Here is a 15,860-nt window from a genome sequence, read left to right on the forward strand (position 1 = left end):
TTAATAATTTACGGGTATTGTATAATGTTTCGCTGTCAAAGAGGAACATTCTCAATGTCTCAAAAAATTCTAGTGATAGGCCCTTCATGGGTTGGCGACATGGTGATGTCGCAAAGTTTGTACATATCCCTTAAGCAAGAACACCCAGAAGCGGAACTGCATGTGATGGCACCGGCTTGGTGCTGCGCGCTGCTGGAGCGTATGCCTGAAGTGGACAAGGCTGTCGTGATGCCCTTAGGGCATGGCGACTTCAAACTGACAGCGCGCTTTCGTCTTGGGCGACAGCTAGCAAGCGAGGGTTACGACTGGGCCATAGTGCAGCCTAATTCCTTGAAATCGGCGCTAATCCCACTATTTGCCGGTATTAAGAAGCGCACCGGCTGGAAAGGTGAGTCTCGCTATGGCCTGCTCAACGACTTACGGAGCAATAAGCGCAGTTTTCCGCTTATGGTAGAGCGCTATAACGCCTTGGCCTATCCTAAAACCCAAATGATTGACAGCCAGAGCCTGCCCAATCTGCCATGGCCTTCGCTCGCTGTAGATAAAAAAAATCAACGGCTCGCCTTGAGTGAATTGTCGTTAGATATAAGTAGACCAGTATTAAGTCTGTGCCCAGGTGCCGAGTTTGGCCCTTCTAAGCGTTGGCCAGAACAACACTATGCTGAAGTCGCGAAACACCAAATCGAACAAGGTAAACAAGTATGGATTTTTGGCTCAGCCAAAGATATTCCCGTAGCCGAAACCATACGTCACTCTTTGCCCAGTCAACTGCAAGCACACTGCCACATTCTTGCTGGCAAAACATCCCTGCACCAAGCCATTGATTTGATGGCATTAAGCACTATGGTAGTGTCTAACGACTCGGGTTTAATGCACATTGCCGCCGCACTGCAGCGCCCACTGGTTGCCGTTTATGGCTCTACTTCGCCTAAATACACACCGCCTTTGGCTGAACGTGTAGCTGTAGTACATACAGATATTGAATGCAGACCCTGCTTTAAACGAGAATGCCCATTAGGTCATTTAAAATGCTTAAAAGACTTAGCACCACAGCGGGTGATCAAGGCTATTAATAAATTACAAGAACGAGAATAAAATGAAATATAACATGAAGCATTTATGGTTTGAAAAAGGCGCCTATGCGAATAACAAAGCACGCGCTTTTTTAGCTAATGAATTTAATCCGAAAGAAATTAAAAATATAGCGATCATTCGTCACGCGGCTTTAGGTGACCAAGTTATTACGCGGCCTTTTTTAGTTGAAGCAAGAAAGTTTTTCCCAAATGCGCATATTACACTTTGTGCTGTATCTAACTATCAGTATGGTATGCCCAGTGACCTTGCTGATACGGTACATATAATGCATGGCGCCGATAAAAAATCAGAAATAAACTTCTCTGAAAAAATATCTAACATTAAAGAATTACCTGAACAAGATATCATTTTTGATTTAGCTGCAACCAATAGGTCCTATTGGATGATTGCAGTTTCAAAGGCCACATTAAAAGTAGGCTTCCCCTATAGATCTATTCTAAATCGATTATTATATGACGTAGGAGTGTTTCGTTCGGATTTTAGTTCCGAAATAGAAGCTATGTTGGATATGTTAAGAATACTAGGGCACAACCCAGAATATCCATTAAACTTCGCCTACCCTAATAATAAAGAACATAAAAATATTACGGCTCCTTTTATAATTTACTTTAATGGCGCATCGCAAGAGTCAAAAATGTATCCCATCGCAGAGCAAGCCGAGCTATTAGCAAAAGCGGTACAAGCATTACCCGATTATCAGCATATATTTCTAGAAGGTTTAAACAGCAAGGAAAAAGGCGAATCACTGCGAGATTTAGAAAAATATAATAACTTTTCTATTCAACCTAGCGTAGATTTAAAAAATATTACTCAACTTCTGGCTGAAGCTACCCTAGTGGTAAGTACCGATACCGGCATTCGCAATATGGCCATAGCAACTCACACGCCTACTGTAGGTATTTTTTATTCAACCGTACCTTTTCGATACACTCCATCCTATGAGTATCATCACATTGTGATGAATGCTGATGCCAGCCTACCCTCACCAGAACAAGTATTATCTGGCATAAAAACGACCTTAGAGCATATTACGCCATCATGATCGCTGCGTTATACAACGTCTTAATTCATCTCTTTAGCCCAATACTCTTGGCCATGTTGTATTGGCCAAAAAAGGGTAAACCTAGTTTTGGTAAGCGTTGGCCTGAGCACTTAGGCTTAGTGCCTAGGTCTTCGCAACAAAATCCGGTTTGGTTACATGCGGTCAGCGTTGGCGAAATGATTGCAGCTACGCCATTGATAAAGGCCATTAAAGCTGAATATCCAGAGCTGCCTATCTTAGTCACCACCACCACGCGCACCGGCGCGGATTTAGCGGCCAAATTGAGTGATTTAGTTGAGCATCGCTATGCGCCGTTGGACTTCCCTTGGGCGGTGGCGCTATTTTTACATCGTATAAAACCGCGAGCACTGTTGATCATGGAAACTGAGCTCTGGCCTAATTGGCTCAGTGCCTGTGCTAAACGCGATTTACCGGTGATGGTATTAAATGCGCGTCTTTCGGCACGTTCAGCGGCTCGATATAAGAAGTTTCACAGTGTTTTTCGACTGTTATCAAATAACATCTGCCATATCGCCTGCCAATATCCCGCCGATGCTCAGCGATTTATCAACTTAGGCGTGAAAAAAGATAAGCTGAGTATTACAGGCTCTATTAAATTTGATATTACTTACGGTGCGGAAATTTATGAAAAAGGGCAGCAACTGCGTATACAGCTCGGGCATAAACGCCCTATTTGGATAGCAGCCTCAACTCATGAAGGCGAAGATGAACAGATACTGGCAGCCCATAAGCTGCTATTAACTATATTACCGGATGCTCTGCTGATACTAGTACCCCGTCACCCTCAGCGCTTTAACCAAGTAGCGGAGTTAGTAAAACAGCAAAAATTAACATTACGTCGTCGCATTCAATCAGATATGGCAATGAGTACCCAAGTTTATCTCGGTGATACTATGGGCGAGCTACCTTTGATGTTAGCGGCTGCCGATATCACTTTCGTGGGAGGTAGTTTAATAGCGCGCGGCGGTCATAATTTATTAGAGCCTGCAACTTTAGGTAAAGCCATACTTACCGGCCCTTCAATATTTAATTTTACTGATATTTACCAACGATTACTTGAACAAGAAGCACTGATCACAGTCAATGACTCAACTGAGTTAGCCGATACATTAATTATTTTATTTTCTGATAAAGCAACCAGATTACAACTGGGGGAAAATGCGTTAGCTGTGGTGAATAATAATAAAGGCGCTATTCATAAGACATTACAGCAGATACAGCCATTCCTCTAATAAAATAGAGCCATTACATGACTCTATTTTATTTTAATTACTTGGCCTTATAACTATTGAGCAAGATGCGCCAATCGGACTCTTGCCAATGAAAATCTGGGTGTAAGCCTTTTTCTTTGCGAAAAGATCTCAATAGGCGGTCCATATTCTCGCGGGTCCACGTATTGGGCTCACGAAAATGGCACTTATCGAAATCAATTAGCCAGATTTTGCCGTCGGTATCGAGCAATATATTATGGCTATTTAAATCGGCGTGATAAAGACCCGCATCATGAAAACGACGAATAGTCTTGCCGACGCTTTGCCACTCTTCTTGGGTTAGGGCGCGATCTTTTAATACCGCGACTAAATCAAGGGAGTTGGCGACCAAGCTTAAAATAATATCGGCTCGATACACTAAATTAGAGCGCACCATACGTGCAGCACAGGGTCGGGGGACGGGTAAACCACGGCGATATAATTTAGCTAATACGGTAAACTCACTCATGGCACGGCTTTTAGACTCGGCGACGTGCAAGAAGGTGTCTTCCATTACTCGGCCTATCATGCCGCCGCGGTAATAATGGCGCAGTACCTTGTCGCACACCGCATCTTTTACAAACCAGGTAGTGTTACGGCCAACCGCTTTACCACTAATGGCATCTTGTTCTCGCCAGTAGTCAATCTCAAAAAAATCACGCTGAAATGAGTCGAAACACTCTGGATCATACCAGATAATTTCTGAACCGTGCTCAATGCGCTCCACTGTTCTGTCCCCCAAGCCGAAAACACAGATTTTACATGGCGAGCCCGCCTTTGCATAATGCCTGACTCAAATTCTGGAGATTTACCTATGGCCTTGTTCGATTCGCCCCCAAATAGTCTCTGTTTATTACGCTTATCGGCCATTGGTGACTGCTGCCATGCCATTGCCTTAGTGCAGGCAATACAAAGACAATGGCCAACCACCAAAATCACCTGGATAACCGGAAAAATTGAGGCAAATTTGCTGCAGTTGCTGCCAAATGTCGAGATTATCGTATTTGATAAGTCGGCGGGATGGCGTGCCTATATGCAGTTATGGCGAGCACTCAAGGGCCGCAAATTTGATGCGCTGCTGCATATGCAAGCGGCCCTGCGTGCCAGTATTGCCAGCTTAGGGATACGCGCCAAATATAGACTCGGCTTCGACAAATCTCGGGCTAAAGATGGCCAATGGATATTTACTAACTATAAGGTGACCGCCGAGGCCGAACATGTGGTTGATGGTTTCATGGCCTTTGGCCAAGCTCTCGGCTTAACCGAGGTCACAGCGCGCTGGTCATTCGCGCTGCCAGAGGCAGACCAGCAGTGGGCTCAGCTCTATCAAGCGCAGCAGCCGTTATTATTGATTTGCCCGGCTGCCAGTAAGGCCTATAAAAACTGGACCAGTGAGGGCTACGCCCAGCTTGCCGAGTACGCCCATCACCAAGGCATGAAGGTAATACTGATAGGTAGCCCAGCACGGCAAGAACGCGAGCTAGCCGCGAAGATCGAACAATTAACGCCATATATCGCCGAAAATCTGGTAGGAAAGACCAGCTTGTCGCAGCTTTTGGCGTTAATTAAGGTGGCCCGCTTAGTAGTGGCGCCGGATACGGGCCCTGCTCACATGGCGACCCTAGTCGGCACACCCGTGCTGGGTTTATACGCCCATCACAATCCCGCACGCACCGGCCCCTATTATTGCCGCGATTATGTGGTGAGTGTTTATGAAGAAGCCCTGTTGGCCGAGACAGGTAAAACTTCAGACCAGCTGCCATGGCGCACCCGTGTCAAAGACGCCCAGGCCATGCAGCTTATCGAGATTGAGCAAGTTACCGCGCAGTTTGAGCGCATCATCCATGATTTTAATCTATTGCAGGAGCCTGTTTAATGAGTAATCGCCCGACCCTGGCCGCGGTATTAATCGTCAAAAATGAAGCCGACAATCTCGCCGACTGTTTAGCGACCCTAGATTGGGTAGATGAAATTGTGGTGTTGGACTCTGGCAGCACGGATGCCACGCAGGCGGTGAGTGAGGCGGCCGGCGCCCGTTTTTTTGTCAATAGCGACTGGCCGGGCTTTGGCAAGCAGCGCCAACTTGCCCAAAGTCATGTGCAATCAGACTGGGTGTTGTGGGTGGATGCAGATGAGCGCATCACACCTGAGCTAAAAAACAACATAGCAGCCGTGCTGGCTAAGCCAAAAGCCAATACCGTATATTCAATACCGCGTTTATCTTGGGTGTTTGGTCGCTTTATCCGCCATTGTGGTTGGTATCCGGACCGCGTGCTGAGGCTCTATCCTAAGGCATTAACCGGCTACAACGATGCCTTAGTGCATGAGAAAGTGCATATCAATAAAGGCGTTAAGGTGATAAAACTCAAGGGCGATCTGCTGCATTACACCTATCGCGACTTAGAGCATTATCTGGTGAAGTCCGCAGGCTACGCGAGTGCGTGGGCCGAACAACGCCAACTTAGAGGTAAGAAAGGCTCTCTTGGCCAAGGCGTGTTGCACGGTTTGGGCTGCTTTATCAAGATGTACGTGATTAAGGCGGGCTTTCTCGATGGCAAGCAAGGCTTCTTGTTGAGTGTGCTGTCTGCACACTCAACATTCGTGAAATACGCAGATTTATGGATTAAGACACAAACTCAACAGCCCAAGGCGTAACTGCTGCGGCCACCTCAGCCATGTCCACTTGACTCATGTCTTCCACTTGGGCATTGGCCGGTGGATGAAAAGCCAAGTGGCGACCTTCGCTATTCAGGGGTCGCCAACGCAGTGGCGTGGCCGAACGGCGTAGTGGAAAAAAGCCTACCGTTGGTACATCTAATGCGGCGGCTATGTGCAGCGGGCCTGTGCTGCCCGCAATAAACAGACTGCCACAGGCGATGAGTCGGCAAAAATCTGGTAAGGGTAAGTCGTGAGCCAGCACTACTCCCTTATTAATGGCGCCTTGGCCAACTAAATCTACCACCTGTTGCGCCAAGGCTTGCTCGCCAGGGCCGGCGGTCAACACGGCCTGCAGTTGCGGATAAGCGGCTTGTAGACGACGCGTTAAATCCGCGTATTGGGATATGGATACGTTATTAGCCGAACCGCCACTGCCGGCATGCACCAAGAGCCAAGGCTTATCAGCCGCTATGCCGAGTTGTCGGGCTTGTTCGGCCTTGAAAGCCGCTAATTCGGCGGCATCAAAGTTCAGATAAGGCGCTTGAGGCTCTACAATATTGAGCTGATTATGCTGTAAAAACGCGCGCACTAAATCTAAGTTATATTCGTACTCGGGCTTGGCGGATTGCGAGCGGCGCTGTTTAACCCTGTGGTTATAAAGCAATTGCGCCAGCTTAGTAGCCGGCGCCCAACGCTGTTTAATACCGGCTTGCCACATTAGCTTGGCGTTGCGAAAATTCGAAAATAAGCAGATAACAGCGTCGAAATGATGTGTTTTAAGCTGACTTAATAGGATGTGTTGCTCAGCAGCTGCCGCCTCTTTTCCCGAGTCGATAATCACGTCGTCAATACTGGGGCACAGCTCAGCGAGTTGGCGAGTATAAGCGGGGACCAAAGCGGTAACGTGGCAGCCAGTCGATGCTTTTAACATGGCAAACGCCGGCCAAGCTAGCATAAAATCGCCGATTTTATCATTACGCACTACTAAGACTCGTTTTATCACTTGGCTCTCCCACAGGCTATTATGCGGTACTATTCTACCTTAATCTTTGTTGTGGCGTAATTATAAGGACCCCCTATGAGCACCCGAGTTATTTACCCTGGCACCTTCGATCCCATCACTAATGGGCACTTAGATTTAATTGAGCGCGCCTCACAGCTGTTTGGTGAGGTTATTGTCGGTGTGGCGTTTAGTCCCAGCAAACGACCCTTATTCGATTTAGCAGAAAGAGTGAGCTTAATTCAAACTGTGACTCAAGCATTGCCTAATGTGACTGTGGTGGGCTTTTCTGGTCTGTTGATCGACCTCGCCAAAGACCATAATGCCAAGGTGCTGGTGCGCGGCTTACGCGCCGTGTCCGACTTTGAATATGAGTTTCAGCTGGCCAATATGAATCGCCGCCTGATGCCTGAATTAGAAAGTGTTTTTTTAACGCCCGCTGAAGAGAATTCCTTTATTTCTTCTTCCTTAGTGAAAGAAGTCGCCATTCACGGCGGCGACATCAGCCAATTTGTCCCCGCCGCAGTGGCTCAAGCCGTTACTTTGAAGTTAGGCGTCTAGCTAAGAAAATAAATCAGACCCCAAACCATTTTTTGCAACGGAAGAACACGCAACCTGCGGAAAAATTAAGCTGAGATAAGATCGAAAAGTGCCGTACGTTTTTTGTAGTAGTCGCCACTTTTCTTAAACAGATAGCTTGGTCTTACCAATTAAATCTCTTTCAGATCTGACCTCTATTTTTCCGTGCTTCTTATACATGAAGAGGCGCGGGTTCCGTTGCAAATAGATCTTTAGTCTTTCCTGATTACCCATAATGATCAGCCATATCTAAATGATTTTTAATAAATAAATTCAATAGGTTACAGAGTCTCGCACGCCTGTTCTCTTGTAGGAGCCAATTTATTCGGCTCGGTTTTATGTTTTGGTTTAAATCTACACCTCAGTAACAGCCAGCAAAGCTGGCCAGCCGAATGAATTGGCTGCTACAAAAGAACAAACTGAAACAGGGCGCATAATGGCTGAGGTTCATAAGTAATCAGGTAGTCTGTTTTCGGCTGGGCGCAGGCGCTATGTTTATCTCTTGTCCCTCACACTTCACGGCTTTAGTCTCGGCTGACAACGCGGGCAAAATACCGTGCTGCGTCCGCCCATGCGCACTTCTTTTAATAGTCCACCACAGGCAGAGCAAGGCTGTTCGGCACGACCATATACCTGCAGCTCTTGCACGAAATAGCCGGGCTTGCCGTCACTGCCGGTAAAATCTTTCAGCGTGGTGCCACCCTGCTTAATGGCGCGCGCTAATACCAGTTTGATCTCTGTGGTGAGTGCCGCATATTGCGGCTGCGTCACTTCATTAGCAGGCTGTTCGGGGTTAATGCCGGCGCTAAACAAAGACTCATTAGCGTAAATATTGCCCACGCCCACCACCACATGGTTATCCATGATGAATTGTTTTACGGCAATTTTTCGCTTACGACTGCGCTGATATAAATATTCATCACTAAAATCATCGGTCAGGGGTTCAGGCCCGAGCTTTGCCAGTAGGGCATGCTGCTCTGCCGGATCTCGAGTCCATAACACGCAGCCAAAACGGCGCGTGTCGTTAAAGCGCAGCAGCTTGCCATTACCCAATTCAATGTCCACGTGATCGTGTTTGCTAGGCTGCGTGCCGTGGTCGAGGATGCGCAAGTTTCCCGACATGCCTAAGTGCAAAATAACAGTGCCCCAGTCGGTTTCCAGCAATAAATACTTAGCCCGCCGGCGCACGCTGGTAATGGTTAACCCCACCATCTCTTGCAGCTCGCTTGGCACAGGCCAACGCAGACTGGGATTGCGCACCACTATGCGCATCACGGTTTCACCCAACATAAAGGGGGTGATGCCTTGGCGGCTGACTTCTACTTCGGGCAATTCAGGCATTGAGGGCTCCTTATCAACACTCGCCAGTATATCCAAGATCACAGGCATAAAAAAACCCAGCCGAAGCTGGGTTCTTTTTAAAGAGAGCAAAATCTATTTGATTTTGCCTTCTTTGTAGATCACATGCTGACGTACAACGGGATCAAATTTCTTGATTTCCATTTTTTCAGGCATGTTGCGCTTGTTCTTGGTCGTAGTGTAGAAATGACCAGTACCAGCACTTGAGTTCAGGCGGATCTTCTCGCGAATACCTTTAGCCATTGGTTAACTCCTTAAACTTTTACGCCATTGGCACGCAGGTCAGCTAAGACACTGTCGATACCTTTTTTGTCGATAATACGCATACCTTTAGTGGTAATACGCAGTTTTACAAAACGCTTCTCGCTCTCAACCCAAAAGCGATGGCTTTGCAGGTTAGGCAGGAAACGACGCTTGGTCGCGTTGTTGGCGTGCGAGCGGTTGTTACCAACAGCTGGTCGCTTACCTGTAACTTGGCATACTTTAGACATGTCAGTCTTCTCCAGATCTTACTAATTTGCTCGAGCAATTAATCACCCCGTTGGCCGTCTATCGGGGCAAAATAAGGCGGCAATTTATACAGTATACCGAGCCTAAGATCAACAAAAAGGCAAAAAACGCAGCAATTTATAGCCAACCGCGCTCGGCAAACGAGACAGTTTCGCCGTCTCCCACCACTAAATGATCTAATACACGAATATCCAGCAACCCAAGAGCGGCTTGAATACGTTCAGTAATTAAACGATCGGCATGACTGGGCTCGGCGACACCGGACGGATGATTATGCACCAAAATCACCGCCGCGGCACCCCGTTTCAATACCAAAGCGACGATTTCTCGCGGATAGACAGCTGCCGCGTCCAAAGTACCAAAAAACAGCTCATTAAATTCAATTACTCTGTGCTGGTTATCGAGCAGTAATAGGGCAAATACCTCACGGTTCTGATCGCGCAATCGCGATTGTAAAAACATGCGGGTCAGCTCGGGATTGGTTAAGGCATTGGCGCGCATGAGCTTTTCATCTAAAAAGCGACGCATTAATTCTTGGCTCGCCTGCAACTGCACGTATTTGGCCAAACCCAAACCTGGCTTTTCACAAAAACTTTGTTGATCCGCTAACAGTAATTGTCTGAGCGAGCCAAATTGCTCCAGTAACGCTCGAGCCAAACTGACCGCATCCATGCCTTGAGTACCGGTGCGTAAGAATATCGCCAGCAATTCCGCATCCGATAAGCTGTCCGGCCCGCGACTTAATAATTTTTCTCGCGGTCGCTCCCCCGCAGGCCAATTTTTTATGCTCATCACCACCTCCCTGTCGTAATGAATCTGCGACTGTACAGCGGTGTGCGCTTCACTTTATGGTCGCTGTAGCCGATTAACTATTAAGCCTAGCCTAAAGCCTGGCAGACACCGCCAAAGCACATTTTTTATGATAATCTTGCCGCTCAACAGCAGAGGGAAGCAGTGATGTCATTAACGGGAAAGCGTATTTTAATCGGCGTGACAGGCGGCATAGCGGCCTATAAAAGCGCCGAGCTAGTGCGTCGTCTTAAAGAGCGCCAAGCAGAAGTGAGAGTGGTGATGACCGACTCCGCCAAAGCCTTTATCACGCCACTTACCCTGCAAGCCGTATCCGGCGAGCCCGTTTCTGATACTTTGCTCGATCCCGCCGCCGAGGCCGGCATGGGCCATATTGAGTTGGCCAAGTGGGCTGATTTAATCGTCATAGCACCGGCTAGTGCTAATACGCTGGCCAAACTTACTGCCGGTTTGGCGGATGATTTACTGACTACCTTATGCTTAGCTACACCGGCGCCACTTGCGATAGCTCCGGCCATGAACCAGCAGATGTATCGTCATGGCGCGACCCAAGATAACTTACATATATTGGCCGCTCGCCAAGTCATGATTTGGGGCCCAGCTCAAGGAGCCCAAGCCTGTGGCGATGTGGGCCCGGGCCGTATGTTAGAGCCCATGGAGCTGGTGGCCTTAGTTGAGCGCCACTTTATTGAAACCAAAGTTCAAGCTCAGGTCACGACTCACATTAAAGCCCAGCCCTTAGCCGGTCTTAAGTTAATGCTGACCGCAGGCCCCACCCGCGAGGCGCTGGATCCGGTACGCTTTTTATCTAATCACAGCTCAGGAAAAATGGGGTTCGCATTAGCCGAAGCCGCCGTAGCCTTGGGCGCCGAGGTAACCTTAGTCGCCGGGCCTGTGGCGTTAAGCACGCCGCTGGGTGTGACGCGCATTGATGTTGAAAGCGCCAAGCAAATGCAGGCCGCCGTGATGGGCGCTATCGCCCAGCAGCAGATTTTTATCGCCTGCGCCGCCGTGGCCGACTACGCACCTAAAGTGGTAGCCGAGCATAAAATTAAAAAGACAGCGGCGGACTCCTTGATCATAGAATTGACCAAAAATCCCGATATAGTTGCAGAAGTGGCCGCTTTGGCCGATAACCCTTTTACCGTGGGTTTTGCCGCCGAAACCCAAGATATTGAAATCTACGCCCGCGATAAGCTGCAGCGTAAAAAATTAGATATGATAGCGGCGAATAACGTGGCGCTGGCCGGACAAGGATTTAACAGTGATGACAATGCGCTCAGCGTATTCTGGTCCAACGGCCATGTTGACCTACCCCTAGCCAATAAATCCCAATTAGCTCACCATCTTCTTACCCTGATAGCAGAACGATATTATGACACCCATTGAACTGAAAATTATTGATCCTCGAGTCGGCACCGACTTCCCCCTGCCCACCTACGCCACCCCAGGTTCTGCAGGCCTAGACTTGCGCGCCTGTTTAGATGCGCCCTTGACGCTGGCACCCGGTGAAACTCAGCTATTGCCGACCGGCATGGCTATTCATATTAAAGATCCAGGTTTGTGCGCCACTATCTTGCCACGTTCCGGCTTGGGCCATAAACATGGCATAGTGCTGGGCAATTTAGTGGGACTGATTGACTCTGATTATCAAGGTCAGCTAATGGTATCTTGCTGGAATAGAAGTGCTGCCTCCTTCACCATAGAGCCCGGTGAGCGCATCGCACAACTGGTTATTTTACCGGTAGTGCAAGCCCAATTTACACTCGTTAGCGAGTTCGACCAAAGCGAACGAGGAGAAGGCGGTTTCGGTTCTTCTGGTCGCCAATAACTAAAGAAGGCGCAGCCATGACTACACCTCAACCTAAAGTAAATCGTCGCGAGCAAATTTTGCAGGCGCTGGCACACATGCTGGAAGCAAGCCCTGGCCAGCGCATCACTACCGCTAAATTAGCCGCCGAAGTCGGCGTATCTGAGGCGGCCTTATATCGGCACTTTCCCAGCAAGGCGCGAATGTTTGAGGGCTTAATCGACTTTATCGAAGAAACTCTGTTCTCGCGCATTAATTTGATCTTGCACGATGAAAAAGACAGCGCGTTACGGCTACGCTACATAATGCAATTAATATTGGGCTTTTGTGAGCGCAACCCCGGCATTACCCGCTTACTGAATGGCGATGCCCTGCAAGGTGAGCACGAACGTTTACTCGCCCGTATTAACCAATTATTTGAACGGCTCGATACCCAGTTCAAACAAGTCATGCGTGAGCGTAAATTATACGAAGGTGAAGGCTTTGGTGAGGAGGATAAAGTATTGTCTAACTTACTGCTGTCCTATATTGAAGGCCGCATTAATCAATATGTACGTAGCCAGTTTCGTATTAAGCCCACGCTCTACTTCGAAAAGCACTGGCAACTCTTGCTGCTGCAATTAACCACCACGGCCAACGCTTAATAACTTAGTTAACCGAACAAGAGACGTTTATGGATACAGATTTGCTTACCCCAGAGATGATTACTCAGGCTCAAAGTTGGCTACTTAACAATCAAAGTTTGCTCATTGGCTATGGCGTTAATATTGCTGCGGCCATCATTATCCTCACCATTGGCTTTATCGTGGTTCGGATAATGACCAATGGCATGAATTCATTACTACAAAAGCGCAACATTGATAATACCATTGTTGATTTTGTAACTAGCATGATCAAGTACGCCATGCTGGCCTTTGTTATTATTGCCGCCTTGGGCAGAGTCGGCGTACAAACCGCCTCTTTTGTGGCTATTATTGGTGCCGCCGGTTTGGCCGTTGGCTTGGCATTACAAGGTTCTTTATCCAACTTCGCCGCCGGCGTTATGCTGATTGGTTTTCGGTTTTTTAAAGCCGGTGACTATATAGAAGCGGCAGGCACCGCAGGTACTGTGCGCTCGGTACAAATTTTTACCACTATTTTAATGACCGCCGATAACCGCATGATAGTGGTGCCCAATGCCAAAATCTTAAATGATAAAATCATTAATGTTTCCAGAGAGCCAACCCGCCGTCTCGACTTAGAAATAGGCGTAGCTTACAGTGCCGATTTAAAGTTAACTAAAGAGGTATTGGAGCGCATTATTAACGAAGACCCACGCGTACTGCCAGAGCCCGCACCGCGCATTGCGGTCAGTAACCTAGGCGCGTCTTCGGTCGATATTATTGTGCGCCCTTGGGTAAATGCCACCGATTACTGGGCCTTGAAATTCGATTTACTCGAGAAGATTAAAAACGAGTTAGATGCCAACAACATAGGTATCCCCTTCCCACAAATGGATGTGCACCTTATCAAAGACAAGGTTGCATAGTGTTTTAGTGCTGAGATAAAGCCGCTAAAAGCGGCTTTATTGCTGATAATGCCTCTATAAACACTTAATCTTCTTTGCCTAGGTTCATCATGACTGCATTACGTATCCGTCTCGTCTTTCGCCTCACTTGGCTCACCATGCTGTGGCTGACACTGATCTTACTCAGTGCACGCTATGCCATGTTTAGTCAATTTACGACCCCAGCGGCCTTGGCCGATTATGGTCAAGACGTACGGCGCATGTGGTTTATCGGTGTTCGTTACGACTTGCGTATCGCTGGCATGGCTTTGGCGCCTTTGCTACTCAGCGGCTTATTGCTAGCCTACTGGCAGAGAGGCTGGCAGCTATGGCGACGCTGTGCGCCATTTTTCATTGGCTTGGTCAGCCTGATTACCGCAGCCGCCGCTATTGGTAATTTTTATTATTACCAGACGTATCATCAGCATTTTAATGTGTTTGCTTTTGGCTTATTTGAAGATGACACTCAGGCCGTCTTGGCCAACATAGGCCAAGACTATCCAGTGGTTGCTGCCAGTTTATTCGCCCTGTTATTGACCATTATTCCCAGTCTGCTTGCTTACTTGCAGCTGCGCGCCCCAAAAGCTAAACGCCCTTGGCCTTGGCCAGCGCTGGCGGTGTATATCTTAATTGGCATCAGCTTAGTGTTTATCTTGGCGCGCGGCAGCTTGGGCACCTTTCCGCTGCGGCGCAGCAACGCTCAAGTTTCCGAGCTGACGGTGCTCAATCAACTGGCGCCCAACGCTGTCATGGCGCTCAATTGGGCTTGGAAAGACAAGGCAGAAGATGTGGGCTTTATTCCTGCCAGCTCCTTGCTGGGGGCGCAACTCCTAACAACCTTAAATTTCTCCTCACTCGAGGAGCACACCCCACCTAATGACTATCTGGCAGAGCATCCACCCCATGTAGTATTGGCCTTGATGGAAAGTTTAGGCACTAATATGCTGGCGTTTGATGAGCCTCAAGACAATGATTTATTGGGCCGATTGCGGCCGCACTTTAATGAGGACTTCTTGTTTACGCGTTTCTTATCTCAAGATAACGGCACAGCACCCTCATTAGCGGCGCTGTTTTTTAATAGCCCAGTACAGAGCATCAGCCATTCTTCGGCACAACATGTTGATCTCGATACCCCCTTTGATATCTATAAAAAAGCCGGTTATCGCAATATCTTTATTTCTTCTGGCAATATGATGTGGCGCAACTTAGTGAATTATCTGCCGCTACAGGGAGTGGATCAGGTGTTTGATCAAAACGCCTTATTAGCGCGTTATCCTGAAGCCGAGCAATATATGACCGACTGGGGGTTACCGGATGAATATGCCTATCGCTTAGCTGAAGCCTTACTCGAAGAGTCAGAACAACCGTTATTTATTAGTATCTTAAGCGTCACCAATCATCCGCCTTATATTACGCCCAATACCTATCAGCCAAGGCCCATTAGAGTGTCACCGCAATATAAACAGCATGCGGAGGACGGAGCCATTGAACAGCATAATATTTTAACCACCTTTCAATATGCCACCGATGCCTTAGGCGGCTTTATAGACCATATTAAAGGCTCTCAACTCGGCGAACGCACTCTTATTGCCGCCACCGGCGATCATCAAATGCGCAGGATTAAAGCGTTTAATCCTCAGGAGCAAGCTTTAGAAAGAGCTGTGCCATTTTATTTGTATGTACCTAAACCTATTATGGCTCAGACCGCATGGCACTTTGATAACCAAAGAGTGGGATCCCATAAAGATATTATGCCGACCTTGTATCATTACAGCCTGTCTGAACAAAATTATCTAACCTTAGGTGGTCGTAATATGTTGGCTCCCATAGATGATGCCAACCGCGCTTTTGGTTACAACGTATTACTGTGGATTGATGAACAAGGAGCCTATGTTTTAAATAACAGCCCTATTTTTTATCCTTGGCAAACCGACCAACCGCTGCACTTAAATAAAGAAAAAGGTCGACCGGCTGCTGCGGCCCAAGCAGCTAAACTGGTCGCATATCCTAAGTTGTGGCGCTGGCACATTAATCAGCAAGTAAAAGGTAATACGCCTTGAGAGAAAGCCATGGCGTAACCGCTAACTTGTTCGGCGGCCGTGGCAGCAGATAAAAAGCCAGCTCGGCTGGCAGTTTTCAAATAAAACACAAAACCGTGTCGAACAAGTTGACACCTACAA

17 protein-coding genes are annotated in these 15,860 nt (G+C 47.8%); 11 read left to right on the forward strand and 6 right to left on the reverse strand.

The window, feature by feature from the left end; all coding sequences use genetic code 11:
* The first annotated feature begins 54 nt into the window (after positions 1 to 54).
* The 3 genes from waaF to waaA are packed head-to-tail and all read left to right on the forward strand — an operon-like array spanning position 55 to position 3,390.
* Positions 55 to 1,095, forward strand: a complete 1,041-nt coding sequence (gene waaF, locus ACEN2G_RS08805; protein ID WP_442021113.1) for a lipopolysaccharide heptosyltransferase II — start codon at positions 55 to 57, stop codon at positions 1,093 to 1,095.
* 1 nt (position 1,096) lies between these two features.
* A complete protein-coding gene (locus ACEN2G_RS08810; protein ID WP_442021114.1) occupies positions 1,097 to 2,137 on the forward strand; it encodes a glycosyltransferase family 9 protein in 1,041 nt (346 codons plus the stop codon).
* On the forward strand, positions 2,134 to 3,390 hold the full coding sequence (gene waaA, locus ACEN2G_RS08815; RefSeq protein ID WP_442021115.1) for a lipid IV(A) 3-deoxy-D-manno-octulosonic acid transferase: 1,257 nt from the start codon (positions 2,134 to 2,136) through the stop codon (positions 3,388 to 3,390). The genes ACEN2G_RS08810 and waaA overlap by 4 nt, the downstream gene beginning before the upstream one ends.
* A 37-nt stretch (positions 3,391 to 3,427) precedes the next feature.
* On the opposite strand, the gene ACEN2G_RS08820 is transcribed toward waaA, so the two are convergent.
* A complete protein-coding gene (locus ACEN2G_RS08820; RefSeq protein ID WP_442021116.1) occupies positions 3,428 to 4,135 on the reverse strand; it encodes a 3-deoxy-D-manno-octulosonic acid kinase in 708 nt (235 codons plus the stop codon).
* A gap of 87 nt (positions 4,136 to 4,222) precedes the next feature.
* On the opposite strand from ACEN2G_RS08820, the gene ACEN2G_RS08825 reads away from it, so the two are divergent.
* Both ACEN2G_RS08825 and ACEN2G_RS08830 read left to right on the forward strand, forming a co-directional pair.
* Positions 4,223 to 5,284 carry a glycosyltransferase family 9 protein gene (locus ACEN2G_RS08825; RefSeq protein WP_442021117.1) on the forward strand — a complete coding sequence of 354 codons (1,062 nt, stop codon included), beginning with the start codon at positions 4,223 to 4,225 and terminating at the stop codon, positions 5,282 to 5,284.
* Positions 5,284 to 6,063, forward strand: a complete 780-nt coding sequence (locus tag ACEN2G_RS08830) for a glycosyltransferase family 2 protein (RefSeq protein ID WP_442021118.1) — start codon at positions 5,284 to 5,286, stop codon at positions 6,061 to 6,063. The genes ACEN2G_RS08825 and ACEN2G_RS08830 overlap by 1 nt, the downstream gene beginning before the upstream one ends.
* Here the strand turns inward: ACEN2G_RS08830 and ACEN2G_RS08835 are convergent.
* Entirely contained in the window at positions 6,032 to 7,066 is a 1,035-nt protein-coding gene (locus ACEN2G_RS08835) for a glycosyltransferase family 9 protein (RefSeq protein WP_442021151.1), read from the reverse strand. The genes ACEN2G_RS08830 and ACEN2G_RS08835 overlap by 32 nt on opposite strands.
* 78 nt (positions 7,067 to 7,144) lie before the next feature.
* Here ACEN2G_RS08835 and coaD point away from each other — a divergent pair, with 78 nt between their 5' ends.
* Positions 7,145 to 7,627 (forward strand): pantetheine-phosphate adenylyltransferase, encoded by a 483-nt coding sequence (coaD, locus tag ACEN2G_RS08840; protein WP_442021119.1) that lies wholly within the window; start codon positions 7,145 to 7,147, stop codon positions 7,625 to 7,627.
* 534 nt (positions 7,628 to 8,161) lie between these two features.
* Here the strand turns inward: coaD and mutM are convergent.
* The 4 genes from mutM to radC form a co-directional block, all read right to left on the reverse strand.
* On the reverse strand, positions 8,162 to 8,986 hold the full coding sequence (gene mutM / locus ACEN2G_RS08845; RefSeq protein WP_442021120.1) for a bifunctional DNA-formamidopyrimidine glycosylase/DNA-(apurinic or apyrimidinic site) lyase: 825 nt from the start codon (positions 8,984 to 8,986) through the stop codon (positions 8,162 to 8,164).
* Between the two features lie 93 nt (positions 8,987 to 9,079).
* Complete coding sequence (gene rpmG / locus ACEN2G_RS08850; protein WP_071472289.1) at positions 9,080 to 9,247, reverse strand: 50S ribosomal protein L33; 168 nt, start codon at positions 9,245 to 9,247, stop codon at positions 9,080 to 9,082.
* A gap of 11 nt (positions 9,248 to 9,258) precedes the next feature.
* Positions 9,259 to 9,495 (reverse strand): 50S ribosomal protein L28, encoded by a 237-nt coding sequence (gene rpmB / locus ACEN2G_RS08855; RefSeq protein ID WP_087036287.1) that lies wholly within the window; start codon positions 9,493 to 9,495, stop codon positions 9,259 to 9,261.
* Positions 9,496 to 9,631: 136 nt separating this feature from the next.
* On the reverse strand, positions 9,632 to 10,306 hold the full coding sequence (gene radC / locus ACEN2G_RS08860; protein WP_442021121.1) for a RadC family protein: 675 nt from the start codon (positions 10,304 to 10,306) through the stop codon (positions 9,632 to 9,634).
* A 165-nt stretch (positions 10,307 to 10,471) separates the two neighbouring features.
* Between radC and coaBC the strand changes: the two genes are divergently transcribed.
* The 5 genes from coaBC to ACEN2G_RS08885 all read left to right on the forward strand — a co-directional run bounded on the left by coaBC (position 10,472) and on the right by ACEN2G_RS08885 (position 15,740).
* The gene (gene coaBC, locus ACEN2G_RS08865) at positions 10,472 to 11,713 is read left to right on the forward strand and encodes a bifunctional phosphopantothenoylcysteine decarboxylase/phosphopantothenate--cysteine ligase CoaBC (protein ID WP_442021122.1); all 1,242 of its coding nucleotides are present in this window, start codon (positions 10,472 to 10,474) and stop codon (positions 11,711 to 11,713) included.
* On the forward strand, positions 11,697 to 12,155 hold the full coding sequence (gene dut, locus ACEN2G_RS08870; RefSeq protein WP_442021152.1) for a dUTP diphosphatase: 459 nt from the start codon (positions 11,697 to 11,699) through the stop codon (positions 12,153 to 12,155). The genes coaBC and dut overlap by 17 nt, the downstream gene beginning before the upstream one ends.
* A 17-nt stretch (positions 12,156 to 12,172) precedes the next feature.
* The gene (gene slmA, locus ACEN2G_RS08875) at positions 12,173 to 12,778 is read left to right on the forward strand and encodes a nucleoid occlusion factor SlmA (RefSeq protein WP_442021123.1); all 606 of its coding nucleotides are present in this window, start codon (positions 12,173 to 12,175) and stop codon (positions 12,776 to 12,778) included.
* Between the two features lie 29 nt (positions 12,779 to 12,807).
* The gene (gene mscS, locus ACEN2G_RS08880) at positions 12,808 to 13,662 is read left to right on the forward strand and encodes a small-conductance mechanosensitive channel MscS (protein WP_442021124.1); all 855 of its coding nucleotides are present in this window, start codon (positions 12,808 to 12,810) and stop codon (positions 13,660 to 13,662) included.
* Between the two features lie 89 nt (positions 13,663 to 13,751).
* A complete protein-coding gene (locus ACEN2G_RS08885; RefSeq protein WP_442021125.1) occupies positions 13,752 to 15,740 on the forward strand; it encodes an LTA synthase family protein in 1,989 nt (662 codons plus the stop codon).
* The last annotated feature ends 120 nt before the right edge of the window (positions 15,741 to 15,860 follow it).

The organism is Oceanisphaera sp. W20_SRM_FM3, assembly GCF_052119705.1.
Taxonomy (GTDB): Bacteria; Pseudomonadota; Gammaproteobacteria; order Enterobacterales; family Aeromonadaceae; genus Oceanimonas.